We start from the raw sequence: 23,174 nt of genomic DNA on the forward strand, positions 1-23,174 counted from the left end.
TTTTTTCCCCTATCTTAATTGATTTAAACCTAAAATAACAACATTAATAGTATACCCTAACTGTTTTTATCCTTCAAGTGCTGATGAAAAAAGTTAAACACACTTTCTGCAGATTTTTTATCCATGGAAGGCGCTTTTGCTAATTCTTCTAAAGTTGCATTTTTTATCTTATCTATGGAGCCAAAGCTTGACAACAAAGCCTTTCTTCTCTTCTCACCCACATTAGGTATCTCATCCAGCACAGAATGAAGCACCCTTTTATCTCTTAAAGTTCTATGGTAAGTTATAGCAAATCTATGCACCTCATCCTGTATTCTAGTTATAAGCTGCATCACACCAGAGTTTGATTCTATAGGCAATTCTATATTGTTAAATATTAGTCCTCTAGTATTATGATTGTCATCCTTAACCATACCGCATACAGGAATATCTATTCCAAATTTGTTTAGCACTTCTAAAGCTACATTAACTTGCCCTTTACCACCGTCCATAAGTATCAAATCAGGAAAAATGCAAAATTTACCCTTGCTGAACTCTAAATTTCTTTCCTGAATCTTTTTTACTTCCTCTAATCCATGTTCGAATCTTCTTTCTAATATTTCCCTCATGCTATCATAATCATTAGCACCTAAAACTGTCTTTATTTTAAACCTTCTATAATCACTGTTTTTAGGTTTTCCCCCCTCAAACACTATCATGCTGCCTACGGAATCAAAGCCCTGTATATTTGATATATCATAGGACTCTATTCTGAAAGGAGCCTCTTCCAAGTCCAAAATCTCACCGAGCCCTGCAATAGCTTCACTATTTATCTGCTTATCCCTTATGAGCTTTATTTTAAACTGTTCCAGCATAGCAGTGGCATTCTTTTTAACCATCTCTAAAAGCTGCCTTTTTTCTCCTCTTACAGGAACCTTAACAGAAACCTTGCTTCCCTTTTTCGTGCTGAGCCATTCCTCTAAAAGCTCTCCATCTTCCACAGAAGGTACAAATATGTGCGCTGGAATGAAAGGTGTTCCACCATAAAATTGCTTTATGACCTGAGCTATAATACTGCTCTCTTCTTCATCTCCTGTATTCTCAAGGATGTAATGCTCTCTTCCAACTATTTTTCCTTGCCTTAAGAAGAATACTTGAGCGCAGGTATCTTTTCCATCACCATATATATCTATATAATCTTCATCTTCAAAGTTTCCTATGATTATCTTCTGTCTTTCCTGGACTTTTATCAGCACATTGATTTTATCTCTCAAAGCCGCAGCTCTTTCAAACTCCAAATTTTCAGAAGCCTCGTTCATTTGCTGCTTAAGCCTTCTTACGAAATCAGTGTCTTTTCCTGAAAGAAGGTCTATTACATCTTGAACAATTTCACTGTATTCTTCTCTATTTATATATCCAGCGCAGGGTGCCTTGCAAAGCCCTATATGATAGTTGAGACAAGGTCTTGTTTTTTCTCCTGCTTCCGTTATATTCCTTTTGCAGGTTCTTAAGGGGAAAATCTTTTTTACTATATCTAAAGTCTCGTACACCACTGAAGCATCCGGATAGGGTCCAAAATACTTGTTCCCGTCCTTAACATAATTTCTTACAACGAAAGCTCTTGGGAACTCTTCATTAGTAGTAATTTTAATAAAAGGATAATGTTTATCATCCTTTAAAAGAATATTATATCTAGGCCTGTATTTCTTTATGAGGTTACATTCTAATATAAGAGCTTCTCTTTCAGAATCTGTAACTATATATTCAAATTCAGCTATATTCTTAACCATGGCCTTAACCTTGGAAGTATGATTAGAAGAATTCTGAAAATATTGTCTTACTCGATTTTTAAGTATTTTTGCCTTTCCTACATAAATAACTTCACCTAGTGAATTTTTCATTATATATACGCCCGGCTTATCAGGCAGCATTTTAAGCTGATACTCAAAGTCAAACATAAGTCTCACATCCTCTAGTCAATATAGCGAAACAAAATTTATTTTCCAAGTGCTGTTTTTATTACTCCTGAAGTTATTTGGGCAGCAGCTATACCACCCTGTCCTCCATCCTCTACAATTACTGCTACTGCAACTGTAGGATTACTATAAGGTGCAAAGCCTATAAACCAAGCGTGTGGCGTAGAATTTCCGTCATCACTGTGGTCCGCTGTTCCTGTCTTTCCAGCTACTTCAACACCTGCTACACTGGCAGCTCTTCCTGTTCCAGAGGTTACAACTCCTCTCATATAGGAACCTATCTCGGCAGCTATATCCTTGGTGGTGACAGTATTTAAAATTTCCGCCTGCACTGTACTGATGGTTTTTCCATCATAAGTCATCACTTTTTTTACCAGGTTTGGCTTCATCATTACTCCCCCATTTGCAACAGTGGAAGCTACTAATGCCATCTGCATAGGAGTAGCTAATATGCTGCTTTGTCCTATACCACTTTGAGCTATATTTCCAGGCTCCGTACTCGGTATAGTAGGAAATCTGCTGTTATCCACTATAATGCCATTACCTTTAATACTTTTATTAAAGCCATAGGATTCTGCCGTAGCCTTAAGCTTACTGTTTCCAAGCCTTCCTGCTATAGTTCCAAATACAAAATTACTTGAAACTTGAAGTGCCTGTTTTAAATTAATATCTCCATTAACTTCTCCTCCAAAATTGCTAAGAGAGTATTTTGAGTTAAAATACAGTTTTCCTGTATCATGAAATATTTCATTATCTATCCCTGGCAAATTCTGAAGAGCAGAAGTTGTAGTAACTACCTTAAAAGAAGATCCAGGGGGATATAAGCCAGAAACTGCCCTATTCAGCAAAGGCCTGTTTTTATCACTATTTATGCTGCTCCATATAGTATCTAAATTGTTAGGATCAAAGGAAGGCTTAGATACCATAGCCAATATTTCTCCTGTTTTAGGATTTAATGCAACAACTGCACCTTTTCTGTCTCCTAATAAATCATAAGCAGCCTTTTGAACATTAGAATCCAAAGTAGTTTCTATGCTATGACCTACTTTTTCCTTATCAACGCCTTTATTCTTCCAAAGATCCCAGAAAGAAAGTTCGTTATCGGCCATAAGATCATCATCATAGGTGCTTTCAAGACCAGTGATTCCATATTTCTGGTTTACATATCCAAGAGCATGAGCAAATAGTGCACCTCCTGTATATTCCCTCTTCTGTGTTAATGTATTTATCTTCTCGCTTTTAGTGAGTGCGGTCATATTCCTATCATATATTGTTCCTCTGAGCACCTCATTTCTCTTTGCCCAAAGTCTTTTATTATTCGTGTTTTTAGCTACTGATGGTCCTTTAACTACTATGAAATAAGAGAAATAAGATATTAAAAGACAAAACAGTAAAAAGAATATTATAAGCACCTTTTTTATATTTTTAGATATATCGTCCATATTCTAGCCTCCTCTCTAAGCATCTTCTGAAATTTTCTGTAATATGCCAAGTGCAAAGAAAATTGTCAGCATAGATGTTCCTCCATAGCTTAAAAGTGGCAATGTTATACCTGTAAGAGGTATTGCACCTACAACTCCTCCTATTATGACTAATACTTGGCTTGCAATCATTACACTGTATCCGGCTGCTACTAACTGAGTAAATCTATCTTCTATATAAAAGGAAACTCTAAGACATCTATAGAATAGCAAAAAATATATGAGTATTATGCCGAATCCTATGAATGTCCCAAATTCCTCACAGATAGCTGCAAATATAAAGTCACTATCTGCCACAGGTATGTATCCTGGATACCCCATGCCCAAGCCGCTGCCTAAAAATCCTCCAGAAGCTATAGCAATAAGTGATTGTACAAGCTGATACCCTTTATCTGTAGGATCAGCCCATGGATTTCTCCAAATATCAACTCTTAATCTTACATGAGCAAATAATCTATAACTTATATATGCTCCTATGGCAAATAATATAAAACCTACAAGTACGTATTTGCCTTTAGAGGTTGATATGTAAAGCATAGTTACAGAAATACAAAAGAATATCAATGCCGATCCCAAGTCTTTTTGAAGTACCATAAATCCCAAGGTAGCCATAACTACTAAAGCTGGCTGAATTAAATCCAAAAAAGTTTTATACTTGCTGAGAGCACTAGCTAAGTAAAGCACAAGAAATATTTTTCCTATTTCAGAAGGCTGAAACCCAAAGCCTCCTACATATACCCAGTTTTTAGATCCGTATTTAGTAGTACCTATGAACTCAGCCATTGCCATGAATATTAAAGTTCCTACCAAATAAATCATCTGATACTTAGAGTAATTCCTAATATCGGGAAGTATTACTACAATAAGTATAAACATGGACATTCCCAGCACAAACCATACTATCTGCTTTATGGCTTCTCCAGAGCTTATTCTATATATCATGGCTATACCTATAACTGACAGTATAGCTGTGAACTGTAATATGTACTTATCACCATCAGGAAAAAACTTTCTTATTACTATATACGCATAAGTTACTAATAAGCATACTATTCCTGCAATTATCAGTGCACCTTTATCAAAAGGCTGTTTAAGAATAAAAAGGTTGCCAAATATAGCAAATGTCAGCAGGTATGTCATAAATAGCAGCCCAATTTCACCTCTTCTACTTTTCATCCAATCACCCCGAATCCTATCCAATCACTCTAAAGACAGTATTCCCTATCTTTATTTCGTCTCCTACTTCTACAGTAACTTTATCTGTTATGTTACCACCATTAAGTTTGGTGCCATTAGTGCTTCCAAGATCCTCTAGTATAAAATCATTATTTTTAACATAGATTCTGGCGTGATGTCCCGAAGCATAAGGATCATTTATTATCACGTTATTCTCTTCTTTTCTTCCTATAGTTAATCCAGCACCTACCGGAACTATACTTCCTCTTTTCAAATTGGAGTTTTCACTTACGTATTCCACTTCAAGTCCTAGAGATTTTCTTAATATTTTCTTTTTATCACTATTGTTTACATCCTTGTACATTATCCTTAAGGACATGAAAATTATTATGAATATTATGGATATAAATACCGCTATAAAAATAGGTCTAAGCAATTTAGCATAATCCACCATAACTACACCACCTCAATTAATTTAAAGACTAGCATATTTTTATGCTAGTCTAAAATTTATTATAACATTTTTTTGAGATATTGTCCTGTATAGGAGATTTTATTCTTGCATATTTCTTCAGGAGTTCCGCTGCAAATTACGGTTCCTCCTTTATCTCCGCCTTCTGGTCCTAAATCTATTATATGATCTGCGCATTTTATAACATCTAAATTATGCTCAATTACCACTACTGTATTTCCTACATCTACTAGCCTTTGAAGTATCTTTACCAATCTATTTACATCATCAATATGAAGACCTGTAGTAGGCTCATCCAAAATATACAAGGTCTTTCCTGTACCTCTCTTAGAAAGCTCGTAAGCTAGCTTTATTCTTTGAGCTTCTCCACCGGAAAGCTGAGTGGAAGGCTGACCTAATCTTATATATCCCAGACCTACATCATAAAGGGTCTGGATTTTATTTTTTATTCTAGGCATATTCTCAAAGAAATCCAGTGCTTCCTCCACTGTCATATTGAGCACTTCATCAATATTCTTGCCTTTATATTTTACCTCAAGAGTCTCTCTGTTATACCTCTTACCCTTGCAGACTTCACAAGGAACATAAACATCAGATAAGAATTGCATCTCTATTTTAATTATTCCATCACCAGAACAAGCTTCACATCTTCCGCCTTTTACATTAAAACTGAATCTTCCCGGCTTATAGCCTCTCATTTTTGATTCTGAGGTGCTAGAAAATACATCTCTTATTATATCGAACACACCAGTATAGGTTGCTGGATTGGACCTAGGTGTTCTGCCTATAGGGCTTTGATCTATATCTATTATTTTATCAATATTTTCATATCCTGTTATTTCCTTATGTGCTCCTGGAAATACCTTTGATTTATTTATAATTTTATTTAGTCCTTTATATAGTATTTCATTTACAAGAGTACTTTTCCCTGATCCTGACACTCCAGTTACAGCAGTTAATACTCCTAAAGGAATTTGTACATTTATATTCTTTAAGTTATTTTCTTTTGCTCCCTTTATCTTTATAAAGTTTCCATTGCCTTTTCTTCTTTCTACAGGCACTTCTACCTTTTTTTCTCCTGTAAGATATTGACCTGTTATGGACTCACTGCATTTTTTAACTTCCTCAAGAGATCCGGCAACTATTACCTCTCCGCCGTGTTCTCCTGCTCCAGGTCCTATATCTACAATAAAATCTGCTTCTTTTATTGTATCTTCATCATGCTCTACCACTACTAGAGTATTTCCTATATCTCTCAAGTGCTTAAGAGTTGCAATAAGCTTATCATTATCTCTCTGATGCAAGCCTATGCTTGGTTCATCAAGTATATATAATACCCCCATAAGGCTGGAACCAATCTGAGTAGCAAGTCGTATTCTTTGAGCTTCTCCTCCTGAAAGTGTTCCTGCATTTCTTGCCAGATTTAAATAATCAAGTCCTACATCTATTAAAAACTGCAGTCTGCTTTTAATCTCTTTTACTATCTGAGCACTTATCATCTTATTCTTTTCAGAAAGCTCTAACCCATTTACAAATTCAAGCTCATCTCTTATTGGAAGCTTGCAGAATTGACTTATATTCTTATCTGCTATTTTTACAGAAAGAGCCTCTGGCTTTAATCTGTCCCCTTTACATTTAGGACATGGATTATCACTCATAAATTGTTCTATTTCGTTCTTTATGTAGTCTGAGTTGGTTTCCATATACCTTCTTCTCATGCTGTTTATTATGCCTTCATAATTATGATTGAATTCCCCCTGAGAAAATTCCTTATCATATTTAACTACAAGCTTTTCACCTTTTGTACCATAAAGAAGTATATCCACAATTTTATCTGAAAGCTTTTCAACAGGTGTATCTAAAGAAAATTTATATTTCTTGGTTAAAGCCGTGAGCACAGCAAAAGTCCAGGAATCTTCCTTCAATCTTCCTTCTCCCCAAGCTGCAATAGCTCCTTCCATGATACTCTTGCTCTTATCAGGAATAATTAAATCTGGGTCTATCTCCATTAAAGTTCCAAGCCCATCGCATTTATCACATTTTCCAAAAGGTGAGTTAAAGGAAAATAATCTTGGTTCTAGGTCATCAATGCTTATACCGCAGTCTGGGCAGGCAAATTTTTCACTGAATAAAATGTCTTCTCCATCTATAATGTTTATTATTACAAGCCCATCAGCTATTTTTAATGCTGTTTCTATAGAATCTGCTAAACGACTTCTTATATCTGGTTTTGCCACCAATCTATCTATGACTGCTTCTACAGTGTGTTTAATATTTTTTTCAAGCTTAACATCATCTTCTGTAAGGTCATACATAATTCCATCTATTCTTGCTCTTACAAAGCCGTTTTTCTTTATATTTTCAAGAACTTTTTCATGTTCGCCTTTTCTTCCTCTGATTATAGGTGCTATAACCTGTATTTTGGTTCTCTCTTCCAAAGAAAGCACCTTATCTACCATAACATCCACAGTTTGCTGGCTTATTACTTTACCGCATTTAGGACAATGAGGCACTCCTATTCTAGCATACAAAAGTCTTAAATAATCATATATTTCCGTAACTGTACCTACAGTAGAACGTGGATTTCTGCTGGTAGTCTTCTGATCTATTGATATAGCTGGAGACAATCCCTCTATGTAATCTACATCGGGTTTATCCATTTGTCCTAAAAACTGTCTTGCATAGGATGATAATGATTCTACATACCTTCTCTGTCCTTCTGCATACAATGTGTCAAATGCCAGGGATGACTTTCCCGAACCTGATAGACCAGTAAATACTACTAGCTTATCTCTCGGAATTTCCAAGCTTACATTCTTCAAGTTGTTTACCCTTGCACCTTTTATCTTTATAGTATTTCCCATCTCACACCTCAACCTTTATTTATTTTATTCAACTTTTTCTTTAACTCCATAAGCTTATCTCTGAGCTGTGCAGCTCTTTCAAACTGCAATTCCTTTGCGGCTATTCTCATTTCAGCCTCAACCTTTTCCATAGTCTTCTCTAAGTTTTCCTTAGTTCCTTCTAAAGCTTCTTCCATAGAGCCATATTCCACACCTTCCTCGGATACCTTGGATACTTCTATAACATCCCTAATATCCTTCATAACAGTGGTTGGAACTATTCCATTTTTTTCATTGTATTCAATCTGAAGCTTTCTTCTTCTATTTGTTTCTCCTATGGCCTTTCCCATCGAATCCGTGATTCTATCCGCATACATTATTACCTTACTCTCACTATTTCTTGCTGCTCTTCCTATAGTCTGGATCAGCGATGTCTCTGAACGTAAAAATCCTTCCTTATCCGCGTCTAATATTGCTACCAATGCAACTTCCGGTATGTCCAATCCTTCTCTTAACAAATTGATACCTACTAGAACATCAAATTCGCCTTTTCTTAAATCTCTTATTATCTTCATTCTCTCTATAGTATCTATGCCAGAATGAAGATAGGTAGTTTTTACATTGAGTTCTTTTAAATACCTTGTAAGATCTTCAGACATTCTTTTAGTAAGTGTGGTTACCAACACTCTGAAGCCCTTAGCCACAGTTTCTTGAATCTGAGTATACAAATCATCTATCTGTCCTGTCACAGGTTTTACAATTATCTCTGGATCCAGCAGTCCTGTAGGTCTTATTATCTGCTCTGCCACTATAGAAGAATTGTTAAGTTCATAAGCTGCTGGGGTGGCACTTACGAAAATAACCTGATTTATTTTTCCTTCAAATTCGTTGAATTGAAGTGGCCTATTATCAAATGCAGATGGAAGTCTAAAACCATAATCCACAAGTGTATTTTTTCTAGATCTATCTCCTGCGAACATGGCTCTAACTTGCGGAAGAGTTACATGACTCTCATCAATAAACAATAGAAAATCATCAGGGAAATAATCTATTAATGTTTGAGGAGGAGTTCCTGAATCTCTTCCATCAAGAATTCTAGAATAGTTTTCTATGCCGGTACAATATCCAACTTCCCTCATCATTTCAATATCAAAGTTTGTTCTCTGCTTTAATCTTTGCGCTTCCAATAATTTATCCTGAGAGGTAAGTTCCTTAAGCCTATCTTCTAATTCGTCTTCTATCTTTTTAATAGCTACCTCTAATTTTTCCTGAGATGTTGCAAAATGCGATGCCGGGAAAATCTGGGTATGTTTTAAATCATGTAGTATTTCACCAGTTAGGATATCAAATTCTCTAATTCTTTCTATTTCATCACCAAAGAATTCAATTCTTATTCCTTTTTGGTTTGTTGAGGCAGGAACTATGTCAAGCACATCTCCCTTTACCCTAAAGGTAGATCTGTGGAAATCTATTTCGTTTCTCTCATACTGCATTTCTACAAGTTTTTTGATAACTTCATCTCTTTCTTTGTTCATACCTTCTCTTAAAGATAAAGAAAGTTTTTTATACTCTTCTGGATTACCAAGTCCGTATATACATGATACAGAGGCTACAATTATAACATCGCTTCTTTCAAATAGTGCGGATGTAGCTGAGTGTCTGAGCCTTTCTATCTCATCGTTTATTGAAGCATCTTTTTCTATATATGTATCTGTCTGCGGAACGTAAGCTTCTGGCTGATAATAGTCATAGTAGGAAACAAAGTATTCTACAGAACTGTCCGGGAAGAATTCTCTAAACTCTGAACAAAGCTGAGCTGCTAATGTTTTATTGTGGGCAAGCACCAATGCCGGCTTTTGCACCCTTTCAATTACATTTGCCATGGTGAAAGTCTTTCCCGACCCAGTTACTCCCAGAAGTGTCTGACCTCTATGACCTTGCTGAAGTGATTCCACAATTTTATCTATGGCTTTAGGTTGGTCTCCCGTAGGTTTATATTTAGATTTTATCTTAAACTCTCCCATTGTACAGCCTCCATTGCTAATATTAAGGTCTATATTAAATGTAAAACATTTACGAATATTTGTTCGATATTAATATTTTATACTTTTGGTATTTGTATGTCAACATACAAATGAGGTATGTTTGTTGCTAAAATTTATCCATCTATTTATGTCACAAAATGTAGTAGATAAGAAATGTTTAATTGCTACTGTAGGATTTATAGCTCTTAGTCACAAAATGTAGTAGATGAATTTATAAACTTAATTCTAACCTTTACTATTTATTATCTCTTAATTAATAGTTATTAATCATTTATAAAATTAAGCGCGCAAAATTTCATATAATATTTTGATTTAAATGATTAAAAAAATTTATTGCGTCAATAATTAAATTAGAACATCAGTTCGATTAATAAAGAATATATAATTTTGAAGATTGGAGTTTAAAAATGAATAAATTAGATATGAATAATCCCTTAGATAATATTGAAAGTACATATAAAAATCCTATATTAAAATCGGCTAACTGGAAAAATGAATTTCTTACAAACCATGATGTAGCTTCCATAATAAATTCTATTAAAAATACTCCTAATGCTTTATCATGCTGTCCTCATTGTAACTCAAACTCTATTATTAAAAACGGTAAAAATAGACTATTAAAGCAACGATATAAGTGTAAGAATTGCGGGAAAATATTTTGCTCATCTACAGGCTCTCCCTTATACCACAGCAAAAAACCTTTAGCTTATTGGATTAATTATTTAAATTGCATGAATAATTGTTTTACTATTAGAAAAAGTGCTAAAGAAGTTGGTATTCATAAAAATACTTCTTTTTATTGGCGACATAAGATTTTGCATTCTCTTTCATCACTACTTCCAGTTAAATTAAATGGTTTAATAGAAATAGATGAAACTTATTTTGATGAAAATCTTAAATCTAATTGCAGCAAATATAATCTGTATAATATATTAAATTGCGGCAAACCAAGAAATAAAGTTTGTGTTCTGTCTTGTGTTGATGAGAATGGTATTATATTTTCTAAAACAGCTTGTTTAAACTCTCCAAATTATTCTATTATAAATTCATTGCTTTCAAATAAAATTCCTAAGAATTCTGTACTTTGTACCAAGAATCATTATAAATATGAAAGCTTTGCCAAAATACATAAATTAGAAATACACAAAATCGCTAGAATATCCTTTAATCCACTTTCAAAATTTAATTTATCCAAGGTAAGAAGCTTTGAAAGCGCACTTCATAATTTAATTTACAGTTTTAGAGGAGTAGCTACAAAATACATGGATTTTTATATTACATGGAATAAGTGGAATTTTATAAACTCTAGAAAAACTCTGTTACAAATTATAAAAAGCACATTGTATGATATTATTCTCTATGGAAGCAATATTAAAATACGCAATTTTAAATTCATATGCAGCATAAACTAATTATTAGATTGCAAATAAACTTTTTAATTCAGAATTGTTTTTATTAAACGTAAAAATAATATTTTTGTTCTTACAATTATTATTCTTTCAAATATTTAATTTATGAAATATCTTGTATGTTCTTAATTATATCTCATAAGCTATAACTACTATTTTTTGTGACTTAACTACATGTAATTTAAAGGTGCAATACTAGGGTGCAATTATAGTAAAATTATGAGCCTTTACCATAATTTATTTTTCTAAAAAATAATGACAAAAAAACCTGTATCAATTTAAGAATCTATATAAATCTTGATACAGGTTATGTATTTAAATATTATTGTTTTTTGTCTTCATCATTATTTTCATCTTTATCATCATCTTCTTTGTTTTTCTTATTAACTATGTTACTTAAAAAATCCGAAAATTTCATATCTTCATATCCTATGACCATACTTTTTTTGGGAACAGACTTTGGAACAAATACAACACCCAATTTTCTAGTTGAATCATATTTATCATTATTTAAAATTTCTTCTCTTCCATACGACCTTTTTAATTTAATTTTCATTATTCCGTTGTAAGAACATTTTATACCTTCAATTACATCAGTCTCTTTTTCAATTTGCACATCATTTATTTCTAATAAAGTGTCGCCGCTCTTTATTCCCATAAAATGTGCAGAAGATTTTGGAGTTACATCCAAAACCATTATACCGTCTCCATCACTTACAAATTTATATTTGCTGCTCTTCTCAAATTTACTTTGAATTTTTAACATTAATTCGTGAGCTAACGGAGCAAAAATTATTACGAAAACCTTAGTTGCAAAATTAATGTGAGCCAACTGTGCAACTAAAGTTAGTAATATACCATAAATTAAAATAGATATACCAGAAATTAAAGTTTTTTGTACCTTAGTTTTAGTAAAAGTTACTGTGTTATATCCTAAAATCGCATATAAGGGCAATGCTGCCATAACAGCACTCTTAAGAAAAGAGGCTGAATAATTATTGGAAATAATAGGCCACCAATTTGGAGTCTTGACAGCTTCTACAACATCACTTGCACTTGTAGCTGAAGAAGATATTAAAAATATTATTAAAATAGGGATTGGCCAATATCTTTTATATGCAAAACCGCCAGCGATTTTACCATCACTATTTGTAAAAACCGGAATTGCACCTCTTCGTCCATCAATAACAACAAGTATACCCTCTATTATATGCAATATTCCAACTAAGGTCATAAGTGCTGTAACATCAATATTAATATTGAATCCGTGCATAGGCGAACCAGTAAAATATTTATACACATCATTTGTGAGTATACTGGCAAATGCAAGTACTGCTCCTGAATATGAAAAACATATATATTTAGGTTTTATAAGCATAAGAATTATTGAAATAATAAAAATTATTTCAATGCCAGAATTCTGATTAAACATTACTCCTGCATAAGTTAGCATAATGCTTCCTAATATCCCTGCAAATATGCCCATTACTACCTGAGACAATGTAAGTTCTAATGGTGAACTTATGGTTTCACCAATAACCATTTTTTGCATCATAGACACTTTTCTATTTTGAAAAAATAATACAAATGCCAAAATAATTAAAATACTCGCTAAAGATGGATCAACTATTGCATAAGTCAATGCCCTAAGAGTATAAATCGCTAAATCCATTGAAAAGAATCCCCCTCGTTAATCATCTTATTTCATTCTATCGTTAATTAGCTCCAATGCTTTGTTTAATTGAGCATCTGAAGCTTTGTTATAGGTGTTAGATTCTAACGCCTTCTCATAATCGTAGTTAACAGTAACATCAGGAGTAAAGCCAGTTTTATGTATATTTTCTCCATTAGGAGTATAATATTTAGAAACTGTGACTTTAAGAGCAGTTCCATCATTTTTATCTGGTATAATTTGCTGAACAATTCCTTTTCCAAAAGTCTTGCTACCAACTAATGTACCCAGTTTATAATCTTTTATTACTCCAGAAAATACTTCCGAAGCACTTGCAGTGTCACCATTTACTAAAACCACCAAAGGTATATTCTTTAATAACTGCTTATTGCTTATGGACTTTGTAACTTGGCTTGAGCCATCCTTATACTTCTGAGTTACTATCACTTTATTGGAATCAACAAACTGTGAGCATATGTCTACGCATACATCAAGTTCTCCGCCTCCATTTTCTCTAAGATCCACAACAAGACCTTTCATACCTTTATTTTTCAAGCTTTTAGCAGCAGCCTCAAATTCATTAGCTGAATTAGTATCAAAGGCAGAAAGCTGTATATATCCTATGTTATTACTTAGCATTTCACTCTTTACAGTATTCATTGTGACTTTTGCTCTCTTAACTTTCACATCAAAAGATTTGTCATCTCTAAGTATAGTTAAATTTACTTCTTCTCCTTCTTTGCCCTTCATCATGGATACCGCATTATCCAGATTGCTAGCACTTACAGGAGTTGCATTAACTTTTGTTATGGCATCTCCATTATGTAATCCCGCTTTTTGAGCAGGTGAATTTTCAAACACAGTTTTTATTATAATCTTACCATTTTCTGCAGCATAACTTATACCTATTCCTACATAAGCCGAATTCATACTATTAGTAAAATTAGTAAAGTCCTCCTTATTCATAAAAACAGTATACGGATCATTAAGCCCTGAAGCTAAGCCCTTTGTTGCACTATCCACCAAAGCATTTTCGTCTATTTTTTCATAATAATATTTATTGAGCTGCCTATTAATATCAAATAATTTTGCAAACTCCACAATTTCATCGCGGGTAGCTACATTCTTTATATCTTTATAATCATTATAATCTTTCTTGCTTATGGCATATTTATTACCAGAATAAAGCGCTATAAACGATCCTAAATATAAAGATATTATATTGGTAGCCAAAAATAATACAACAACTATAGCAACAATTTTCTTATTCACCGTCTTTTTATTGTTATTTTCATCCATTATGCTATTCTCCCCTTACCTAAAACAGTATCTCCATTGAAAATATTTTAACTTTCATATAGCCTTTATATTGTATGCCATTTTTATGAAAATAAATACATTCATAATATTTTTATTAAAATAAAAGGCAGACATTCAGTCAGCCTTTTACTATGAAAACTAATTCAATTTTAACACTATAGTTTAAAATAATCTAGCCATTTAAATAATTTTGATTTTGCTCTATGTTACACCTTAAGAAATCTTCTTAAAGCTACTATACTAGCTAAAGCTCCTATTATCGCCCCACCAAATAAGAACTCCCAAACTAAAGATCCCATGGCATAAGATGGATTTATTAAAGTTATCTTAAATGAGAAACTAGTAAGTCCATTAAATACAGCCTTATAAGTTATGTATAACAAAGTGTTAGATATTACAGAACCTATAACCCCTATAATTAATCCTTCTATAATAAACGGCCATCTTATAAACCAGTCAGTTGCTCCCACAAACTTCATGATACCGATCTCTCTTCTTCTTGAATAAACAGCAAGTCTAATAGTATTACCTATCAAGAAAAATGAAACTATAGTTAAAAGTATGAACATTGCTATCCCCATATATCTAACAGCTTTAGAAATTGCTATTATACCGCTTACAATTTGTCTTTGATTTTTTACTGATTCTACTCCATCAAGTTTTTCAGCTTTGCTGGTAACAGAATCTGCATACTCTGGAGCTTTAAGCTTTAATGTAAAAGATGCTGGAAGAGGATTGTGACTATTATCATAACCGCTAAGCGCATCAGAATCCTTAAGCTGATTCTTAAAATCACTAAGTGCCTGATCCTTACTTACATATTTAACATCCTGTATCTGATTATCTTCCTTAAGTGAGTTTTCAATATTCTTTTGCTGCATAGTATTTATATCGTCTTTAAGATACACCTGTACTTCAACACTATTTTGAAGGTTTCCCACTAGTTTATTTGCGTTTTGTATAGTTAAAAGAAATATTCCTAAAACAAATAAGCTAGCAGCAACAGTAGCTACAGAAGCTAAACTTAAAGTAAAGTTTCTTCTTAAGCTTCTAATGGCATCTACGCAAAAGTACTTTATACTGCTAATCTTCATATTCGTATTTCCCCCTCTTTTCGTCTCTTACTATTACGCCATTTTCAACAGCTATAACTCTCTTTTTCATGTTGTCCACAATTTCCTTAGCATGTGTAGCCATAAGTACAGTAGTACCAGCCTTATTTATATCATTTAAAGTGCTCATTATCCCATTAGCCGTCTCAGGATCAAGATTACCTGTAGGCTCGTCAGCTATAAGAATAGATGGACTATTTACAAGAGCTCTAGCAAGAGATATTCTCTGCTGTTCTCCACCGGACAACTCATTAGGGAAATGCTTAAATTTATCTGATAATCCAACCATAGCAAGCACCATAGGAACCTTTTTTCTTATTTCTCTAGGTGAAGCCTCTATAACTCTCATGGCAAAAGCAACATTTTCATAAACATTCAAAGTAGGTATTAACCTAAAATCCTGAAAAACCATACCTATCTTTCTTCTGTAAGCAGGTACATGTTTCATTTTAAGCTTATTAACTTCTATATCGTCAAGCAGTATAGTCCCTTCAGAAGGCTCAACCTCTTTTAAAAGCATTTTTATAAAAGTAGATTTTCCCGCACCGCTTGGACCTACCAAGAAAACAAACTCACCGTTATCAATTTTTACATTGACATTATTCAAGGCATAGTGTTTGTTATCATATGTTTTGCTAACGTTAATAAATTCAATCATTTTTTCAACCCTTTCTTTTTGCATGAACAACTTATTGCCTTTTAATAAACCTATTATATCATAACATGACAAGTTATTTCATTTCTAATTTTAAACAATTAGTAACATTACATTTAATTATACGTAAAAGGCCGCCAAAAGTCGGCAGCCTATATGAAAATTGTTACTCTTCAACTAAATCTTTAAAGCCTTCTCCAAGAACTTCGTGAGAATCATTTACAGCTACAAATGCCTTCCTATCAACTTCTCTGATAAACTTTTTTAGATTTATATATTCACTTCTGCTTAAAATAGTATATATAATCTGTCTTTCTACATCTTGGTATCCGCCTTTACCATAAAGCAGAGTAAAGCTCCTATCAAGATCTTTTATAATAAATTTTGAAATCTCATCGCATTTACTTGTTATGATTATCACTTGCTTACAAACATTAAATCCATCAATAGCATAATCTATAATGAATCCACTCATTATAACAGCTAACAGAGCATATAAACCCTTGCTTATTCCAAAAGTAATAGCAGCTGAAATAGTAACTAAAAAATCTACAGCTAATAAAGATTTTCCTATATTAACATGAAAAAATTTATTAAGTATTTTAGCTACTATGTCAGTTCCACCTGTGGATGCATTTTGATTAAAAACTATAGCCATGCCAAGTCCTGATATCAATGTTCCAAAAACAGCTGCGAGCATTAAATCTTTGGTAGCAGCAATATTTAACTTCAATACTGAATCAAATATCCATAATATCACATACATAGAAGCACTAGCATATATGGTTTTTCCTCCAAATTTATTGCCTAGAAAAATAAATGCTATAATATATAAAATAAAATCCATCATAAACAGCATTATAGATAAAGGTATCTGAGGTAAAAAATGCTTTATTATGATAGCTATACCCGATGTACCTCCAGCTGCCAAATTATTAGGCGATAAGAAAAATTGAATGCTTACGCTTACAAGTAATACGCCTAATGTTATAAGTAAATATTCTTTCACCTTTTTATAATTTTTCATAAGATCACGTCCATAGATAAATTTATAAATCTTTATTGATTAAGCTTAGCCCAAGTGGAAGGTCCAATAACTCCGTCCTGGCCAATGCTCATCGACTTTTGAAAAGCTTTTACAGCTTCTTGTGTATTCGCATCATAGGTTCCTGTTATATTTCCTAAGTAAAGATTTTTACTCTTTAACAAATATTGAACTCTCTTAACATCATCACCTTGAGCGTTAATGCTGATAGTTCTTGAGAATTTAACATTTGCATATGTATTATTCGTACTATCTGTACTGCTGGAAGATGCGGGAGAACTTTTTTCATTGCTAGAAGCAGTTGCACTACCTGAACTATTACTATTATCAGTATTAGTATTAGTATTAGCATTTGTAGTATTATTATTTACTGTAGTTGATGCTGCCGCACTACTTGAATTTGAAGAATCAGTTGTATCCAAACTGCCGCTTGTTTTTACTTCGCTTCTGGCTTTATCAACCTCTTTTTTAAATCCTAAATAATTAGTTCTCCCCGAAACTATAAAAAAAGCAGACATCCCTGCCAATATTAATAAATAAATTATTGAAACAAAAACTAACCCCTTTACGCCTTTCTTACTCATCATTACCTCCTACAGATGAAACTATAATAACATTATTATATTATCATAGTTTTTTAATGTAAACAAATTTATTCCTCTTATATAAATCTTATACATCTGTATTTTTGATTATGCATATCAAATTTATATGCATGCAAATAGAACTATTCTAATAATTTAGAATAGTTCTAAAATGTAATATGGTAGATAAATATCATCTTTATATCAATCAAGTCCTAAACTGATTAAAAGTGCTTCGTTAACAAGCTTCATGTCTTCATCTTTCATATGTCCTATTTTTTCTTTTAATCTACGTTTATCTAAAGTCCTTATCTGCTCCAGCAAAACTACTGAGTCCTTGTTAAGACCATATTCTTCTGAAGATATCTCAACGTGGGTCGGAAGTTTTGCTTTATTTATTTGTGAAGTTATAGCTGCCACTATTATAGTTGGACTATATTTATTTCCCACATCATTTTGAATTATTATGACTGGTCTTATTCCGCCTTGCTCTGAGCCCACTACAGGACTTAAATCAGCATAAAATATATCTCCTCTTTTCACTATCATAGTCATCGGGTAAATCACTCTCCGTAAGCCATGCCTCATATTCTTGCAAGCTCTTGAAATCGTCTATACATCCCATCTCAGCCATTTCAACATTTATAGCTGTCATTTCCTTGTAACCCTTTTTCATATTCTCTATGAATTCTCTTTTTCTTTGCTTCTCTATATATAATATTAATTGACGCTCAATTAATTGACTACTTTTTGGGGTTTTTTTAACTAGTTTTTCTTGCAAATCTCCATTAAGTGTTTCCGAGAGGTTAACCACTAACTTTTTTGAAATCGACATAATATAAAATTACCTCCTAATTTCTTCATGAGCAGATATTATTAAAGAAAATGCATAATGAAAATAACTATGAAAAAACAAAAAAAGCTTCAAAATAATTACGCAATTTCTAGTTTAACTATGTAAATCAAATAAGAATAATCCACAACAATTATATCCCAATGCCATAAGTTATGTCAAAGAAATTATATATAATTTCTTACTTCAATAGTTTTTCCTTCTTTAATGAACACTCTTGGCACTCTCTTGCTCACAGCGCAGATAACTTCATAATTTATCGTTCCTAAGTCTTTAGCTATATCATCTGCATCATACTTAATGCCATTTTCTTCTCCTAGTATGATAACTTCATCCCCAACTTTAGCTCCTGGTATATCAGTAACATCTATCATGCACATATCCATGCATATTCTTCCTATAACAGGTGCAAATTTTCCGTTGATTATAACCTTTGCCTTACCAAATAAAAGTCTAGTGTATCCATCTGCATATCCTATAGGTAAAGTTGCCACAATTGTTTCTTTGGATGTGATATACTTTCTTCCGTAACTTATATATTCATGTGCGGGAAGCTTTTTAATGTTAATTATTTTTGCTTTCACTGTCATCACTGGTTTTAATGAAATATTTTCTCTTTTCACTTCATCGGAAGGATAATAACCATAGAGTATTATTCCTGGTCTTACAGCATCTAAATTATAATCCTGTAAATCAATTATTGCTCCGCTATTAGAAATATGTTTTATCTTTATTTTTATGCCTAATTGTTCCAACTTATTCAGAAATAAATCAAACTTTTTAAATTGTAAGTAAGTGTATTCTTTATCCAATTCATCCGCAGTAGAAAAATGAGAAAATATTCCCTCAATAGTTATATTGGTCAATTGAGTTATTTTATATACATCCTCTACGCTTTTATCTTCAATTAAAAATCCTATTCTTCCCATTCCAGTGTCTAAGGCTATATGAATTTTTACTGTTTCATTAAACTTTTCAGCTTCTTTTGAAAGTTCTTCTACATAATCATATGAAAATGCAGTGACCTCTATGTCATATTTTATTAATTCTTCTGCATAATAAGCTGGAGTAAAGCCTAGAATCATAATAGGAGCAGTTATACCAGCTTTTCTTAGCTCTATAGCCTCAGTTATAACTGCTACCGCTAGCCTTGTAGCTCCATTTTCAACAAAAACTTGAGCCATTTCTATGGCACCATGACCGTAAGCATCTGCTTTTATTACAGCAATTATATCCTTTGAAGAACTGATTCTTCTTATTTCTTTCATATTATGTGCAGCATTGTCTAAATTAACTTCAGCCCATACTGGTCTCAATTTATCATCCATTAAAAATCACCTTCACTAGTAAATTATATAATTGTACACCTTATAAAATAAATAAGTGCATATTACAATTATAATTTTATAATATACAGTCAATAAAAAAAGTACCATGCAATGCAAATATTAAAAGTAAGGTGGCACATTTTATGCAACTGAAAAAAGTGATGAGTCTATTTTTCCTTTTGTATCAAAATCACTATATTTAATTTCAGCTTTTTCTTTACCTTCACTATCATAAATCGTTATCTTTTGAGGTGCTCGGCTAGTTATATCAATACTTAAAACAGCCCTAGTCATATCACTATTTCCAAAAGGCAACGAAAAATCAACCAATTGAAGCTTTGTACTTTTATCTTGCTTTTCATAATATTTTGTATCATCACTTACATACATAAGCTTTACATACTGCTGAATAAAACTCATGGCATATAGTTCCCCCTGATCCTCATCCACAGTATATTTATTCTTTGTTACAAGATCAGATATGTATATTTTATCACCCTTATATATAAGTACTCTATCCTTTCCTATTTCTAATCTGCTCCCATTATCTTTAAGATAGTAAAGTTTGCAGTCATAAGATAGTTTTTGTTTGTCATTAATGGTAGTAATACTTACCTTACAATTATATTTGCTTAAATTTTTAAAATAATATAGCAAATCTTCATCGCTCTTTTGTCCATTCCTCTGGCCTCCTGCAATTACAAAGCCAAACATAAATGCTAATACCACAGCAATTCCTAGCAGCAAAGGCAAAAAATTTTTGATTTTACTCATGAAAGCCTCCCAAAATATCCTTATCAATAATACTATTATTCTGACAGGCATTATAATATTCTATATAAATCTGCACTAATACAACAACTTTTTAAGTATAAATGGGATTTCTTCTGCCACATCCATGGCTAAAACGCTGTGCATCTTCTTAGACAGCTCGTCACCGGCATATCCATGAACAAAAGCTCCGCATACTCCTGCTGTAAATATATCCATCCCTTGAGCAATAAATGATGATATTATTCCAGTAAGGCAGTCTCCCATTCCACCTGAGGCCATAGCACTACTGCCAGTAGGGTTTATATATGTATCCTTACCGTTGGTTATTACAGTGTTATGCCCTTTAAGCAGCACCACTATTCCATTTTCAAGGGCAAATTTTTCAGCTGTCTCCACTCTGTTTTTATTTATAAATTCAACACTTTCTCCCGTAAGCCTTGCCATCTCACCAGGGTGTGGAGTAATTATTACATTCTTAGAATATATCTGCGCTGCTGCATTTTTGTCTTTAGATAATATATTCAAGGCATCTGCATCTACCACCATAGGACATTTAGCTGCTTTAGTCACCTTAAGCAATATATTTTTAGCAGTATCATCAGTTCCCATTCCCGGTCCTATTCCTATAGAATCCGCATTACTTATAATATTATCAAAGCGATCCTCTTCATAGAAAACAGCCATAACTTCCCTTAGTGAAGGAATGAGCATCTTTATCACTTCATTCTTAGACGCTATTGTAACAAGACCACTTCCGCTTCTAGCTGCTGCTCTGGCAGCTAAAAATGGAGCTCCATAATATCCATCAGTGCCTCCAACTATAATAGTTCTGCCAAAAGTACCTTTATGCCCTTCTTGCTTTCTTAACGGTATATGCTTTTTTAGAAACTCTATATCTGAAGCAATTATTTTATCCTCTGAAGCTTTGCTGTCTTCAATTATGGCAAAAGCTATGGCATTTTCTTTAACATGGGATATGGTAATATTTATATTCCAATTTTTATATGCTTCAACTTTTTCCAAGGCGCCCTTCTTTAAAATCGCAAAGGGTTTCCCCAATTTATCTCGCTGGATTTCAATATCCGTAAAGGTAAAACCCCTAAAGCCGCTTCCTAATGCTTTCGAAACAGCTTCTTTTGCCGCATACATTCCTGCCCCATGCTGAAATCTAGATTCCTTATCCCCCATATAAGCTATTTCTGACTCACAAAAAACCTTTTTTACAAAGCTGCTGCTCTCCATAGCTTTTTTTATCCTTTCAACCTCAATAATATCCGAACCTATTCCAAGAATCATTATTCCACCTCAAAATAATTTTTAAGTTAATTCTATCACAACAATAGATATATTTGCATATTGGAATTTAGAATTTTTAATATAGCTAAATGTCACAAAACGTGGTTGATGAAATATGATGATACACATTTTCCCATTTAACGTATTAATATACAAACGATCCCCAATTGAACCCTTTAAGTCACAAAAAAAAGTTGATAAAGCATCAAACTTTATCAACTATATTTTGTGACATAAAACTATATATTTAAATTTCCGGAAATGTAATTACATTAATTGTACTGAACCTTGTCCAACGCAGCATCATCAAAATCTACAATGTATTCGTCCACATATTCTCCCAATACCTCCACTAAATGCAAAGGAGATACCTCATTTTCATAAGCTAGCTTTAACAAGTTATGTACTTTATGCCTTTGAGGGCTTATAAATAAAATATTATCCCTCTCGATATTAATAATATTATTGTCCGAGTAATCCTGACGTTCTACTTCTATCCCGTATGTTTGCAAATTTAATTTTTTACCGTTCCTAATTACAGCATCACTTCTTATCAGCCTATAATAGTAATTATACGTAGTTTCGCCTAGAGTTAGAGTTTTGTTTAAACTTTCAACTATTTTCACCTTCGAATCTCCCCTTAAATATAAATTTACATATACCGGCAATAAATTATGTTCCCAGAATAAAACTATAAATATATACTATCACTACTAAAATCATATTATTGTCAGTTTATAGTTATGTAAAAAAAAACTTTAATATAAATATTGACATGTTCCAATATGAGATTTCATAATATTCCACCCTTAATAATCCAAATATCCAGTATATACCTTTTGCATAAATAATATTGTCGAAATCTATTTTAAATTGCCTATTGATTTATTTTTATTTTTAGATTATAATTATTAACAGATAATGATTATTATCTACAATACTTCCATATAGTGTGAAGCATGAATATTACTATTCATGACATTATCCGCCTCTAACTCCCTATGGGACGTGACTTCTAACAGGGGTCACGTCTTTTTTTAAATACTATTTAAAAGCTAATTAATGCTCTAGAGGTGAATAAATGTTTAAAAAATGTTATAATATAAATTGATTTGTAATTGACAGAGATTAAAAGCTCATATATGCATGTAATT

The 23,174-nt window shown here is 32.7% G+C and carries 19 protein-coding genes; 1 reads left to right on the forward strand and 18 read right to left on the reverse strand.

Annotated elements, in window-relative coordinates; genetic code table 11:
- Nucleotides 1-56: 56 nt before the first annotated feature.
- Genes uvrC through uvrB form a run of 6 tightly spaced genes read right to left on the reverse strand, consistent with a single transcriptional unit; the run spans nucleotide 57 to nucleotide 9,951 of the window.
- Nucleotides 57-1,937 carry an excinuclease ABC subunit UvrC gene (gene uvrC, locus IAI10_RS05485; RefSeq protein ID WP_315672280.1) on the reverse strand — a complete coding sequence of 627 codons (1,881 nt, stop codon included), beginning with the start codon at nucleotides 1,935-1,937 and terminating at the stop codon, nucleotides 57-59.
- A 38-nt stretch (nucleotides 1,938-1,975) separates the two neighbouring features.
- Nucleotides 1,976-3,397, reverse strand: a complete 1,422-nt coding sequence (locus IAI10_RS05490; protein ID WP_315672281.1) for a penicillin-binding transpeptidase domain-containing protein — start codon at nucleotides 3,395-3,397, stop codon at nucleotides 1,976-1,978.
- 15 nt (nucleotides 3,398-3,412) lie between these two features.
- The gene (locus tag IAI10_RS05495) at nucleotides 3,413-4,612 is read right to left on the reverse strand and encodes an FtsW/RodA/SpoVE family cell cycle protein (RefSeq protein WP_315672282.1); all 1,200 of its coding nucleotides are present in this window, start codon (nucleotides 4,610-4,612) and stop codon (nucleotides 3,413-3,415) included.
- Between the two features lie 16 nt (nucleotides 4,613-4,628).
- A complete protein-coding gene (locus IAI10_RS05500) occupies nucleotides 4,629-5,066 on the reverse strand; it encodes an FHA domain-containing protein (RefSeq protein ID WP_315672283.1) in 438 nt (145 codons plus the stop codon).
- A gap of 59 nt (nucleotides 5,067-5,125) precedes the next feature.
- The gene (gene uvrA, locus IAI10_RS05505) at nucleotides 5,126-7,948 is read right to left on the reverse strand and encodes an excinuclease ABC subunit UvrA (protein WP_315672284.1); all 2,823 of its coding nucleotides are present in this window, start codon (nucleotides 7,946-7,948) and stop codon (nucleotides 5,126-5,128) included.
- A gap of 8 nt (nucleotides 7,949-7,956) precedes the next feature.
- Nucleotides 7,957-9,951 carry an excinuclease ABC subunit UvrB gene (uvrB, locus tag IAI10_RS05510; protein WP_315672285.1) on the reverse strand — a complete coding sequence of 665 codons (1,995 nt, stop codon included), beginning with the start codon at nucleotides 9,949-9,951 and terminating at the stop codon, nucleotides 7,957-7,959.
- A gap of 428 nt (nucleotides 9,952-10,379) precedes the next feature.
- On the opposite strand from uvrB, the gene IAI10_RS05515 reads away from it, so the two are divergent.
- Nucleotides 10,380-11,384, forward strand: coding sequence for an IS1595 family transposase (locus IAI10_RS05515; protein ID WP_315672286.1), 1,005 nt, complete (start codon nucleotides 10,380-10,382; stop codon nucleotides 11,382-11,384).
- Between the two features lie 319 nt (nucleotides 11,385-11,703).
- On the opposite strand, the gene IAI10_RS05520 is transcribed toward IAI10_RS05515, so the two are convergent.
- The 12 genes from IAI10_RS05520 to IAI10_RS05575 form a co-directional block, all read right to left on the reverse strand.
- Nucleotides 11,704-13,053: a site-2 protease family protein gene (locus tag IAI10_RS05520; RefSeq protein WP_315672287.1), complete on the reverse strand. Its 1,350-nt coding sequence runs from the start codon at nucleotides 13,051-13,053 to the stop codon at nucleotides 11,704-11,706.
- A gap of 27 nt (nucleotides 13,054-13,080) precedes the next feature.
- Nucleotides 13,081-14,352, reverse strand: coding sequence for a S41 family peptidase (locus tag IAI10_RS05525; RefSeq protein WP_315672288.1), 1,272 nt, complete (start codon nucleotides 14,350-14,352; stop codon nucleotides 13,081-13,083).
- A gap of 227 nt (nucleotides 14,353-14,579) precedes the next feature.
- Complete coding sequence (ftsX, locus tag IAI10_RS05530; RefSeq protein ID WP_315672289.1) at nucleotides 14,580-15,467, reverse strand: permease-like cell division protein FtsX; 888 nt, start codon at nucleotides 15,465-15,467, stop codon at nucleotides 14,580-14,582.
- Complete coding sequence (gene ftsE, locus IAI10_RS05535) at nucleotides 15,457-16,143, reverse strand: cell division ATP-binding protein FtsE (RefSeq protein ID WP_315672290.1); 687 nt, start codon at nucleotides 16,141-16,143, stop codon at nucleotides 15,457-15,459. Before ftsE ends, ftsX begins: the two co-directional genes overlap by 11 nt.
- A 163-nt stretch (nucleotides 16,144-16,306) precedes the next feature.
- Nucleotides 16,307-17,167, reverse strand: coding sequence for a YitT family protein (locus tag IAI10_RS05540; protein WP_315672291.1), 861 nt, complete (start codon nucleotides 17,165-17,167; stop codon nucleotides 16,307-16,309).
- A 32-nt stretch (nucleotides 17,168-17,199) separates the two neighbouring features.
- Complete coding sequence (locus IAI10_RS05545) at nucleotides 17,200-17,769, reverse strand: peptidoglycan-binding domain-containing protein (protein ID WP_315672292.1); 570 nt, start codon at nucleotides 17,767-17,769, stop codon at nucleotides 17,200-17,202.
- A gap of 204 nt (nucleotides 17,770-17,973) precedes the next feature.
- Entirely contained in the window at nucleotides 17,974-18,324 is a 351-nt protein-coding gene (locus IAI10_RS05550) for a type II toxin-antitoxin system PemK/MazF family toxin (RefSeq protein ID WP_315672293.1), read from the reverse strand.
- Nucleotides 18,284-18,604: a CopG family transcriptional regulator gene (locus IAI10_RS05555; protein WP_315672294.1), complete on the reverse strand. Its 321-nt coding sequence runs from the start codon at nucleotides 18,602-18,604 to the stop codon at nucleotides 18,284-18,286. The genes IAI10_RS05550 and IAI10_RS05555 overlap by 41 nt, the downstream gene beginning before the upstream one ends.
- Before the next feature lie 185 nt (nucleotides 18,605-18,789).
- Entirely contained in the window at nucleotides 18,790-19,950 is a 1,161-nt protein-coding gene (gene alr, locus IAI10_RS05560; RefSeq protein WP_315672295.1) for an alanine racemase, read from the reverse strand.
- Nucleotides 19,951-20,091: 141 nt separating this feature from the next.
- The gene (locus IAI10_RS05565) at nucleotides 20,092-20,724 is read right to left on the reverse strand and encodes a germination lipoprotein GerS-related protein (protein WP_315672296.1); all 633 of its coding nucleotides are present in this window, start codon (nucleotides 20,722-20,724) and stop codon (nucleotides 20,092-20,094) included.
- 75 nt (nucleotides 20,725-20,799) lie between these two features.
- Nucleotides 20,800-22,020 carry an NAD(P)H-hydrate dehydratase gene (locus IAI10_RS05570; protein WP_315672297.1) on the reverse strand — a complete coding sequence of 407 codons (1,221 nt, stop codon included), beginning with the start codon at nucleotides 22,018-22,020 and terminating at the stop codon, nucleotides 20,800-20,802.
- A gap of 272 nt (nucleotides 22,021-22,292) precedes the next feature.
- On the reverse strand, nucleotides 22,293-22,646 hold the full coding sequence (locus IAI10_RS05575) for a DUF6514 family protein (protein WP_315672298.1): 354 nt from the start codon (nucleotides 22,644-22,646) through the stop codon (nucleotides 22,293-22,295).
- Nucleotides 22,647-23,174: the final 528 nt, after the last annotated feature.

Source organism: Clostridium sp. 19966, assembly GCF_032335695.1.
In the GTDB taxonomy this organism is placed as follows: domain Bacteria; phylum Bacillota; class Clostridia; order Clostridiales; family Clostridiaceae; genus JACTOJ01.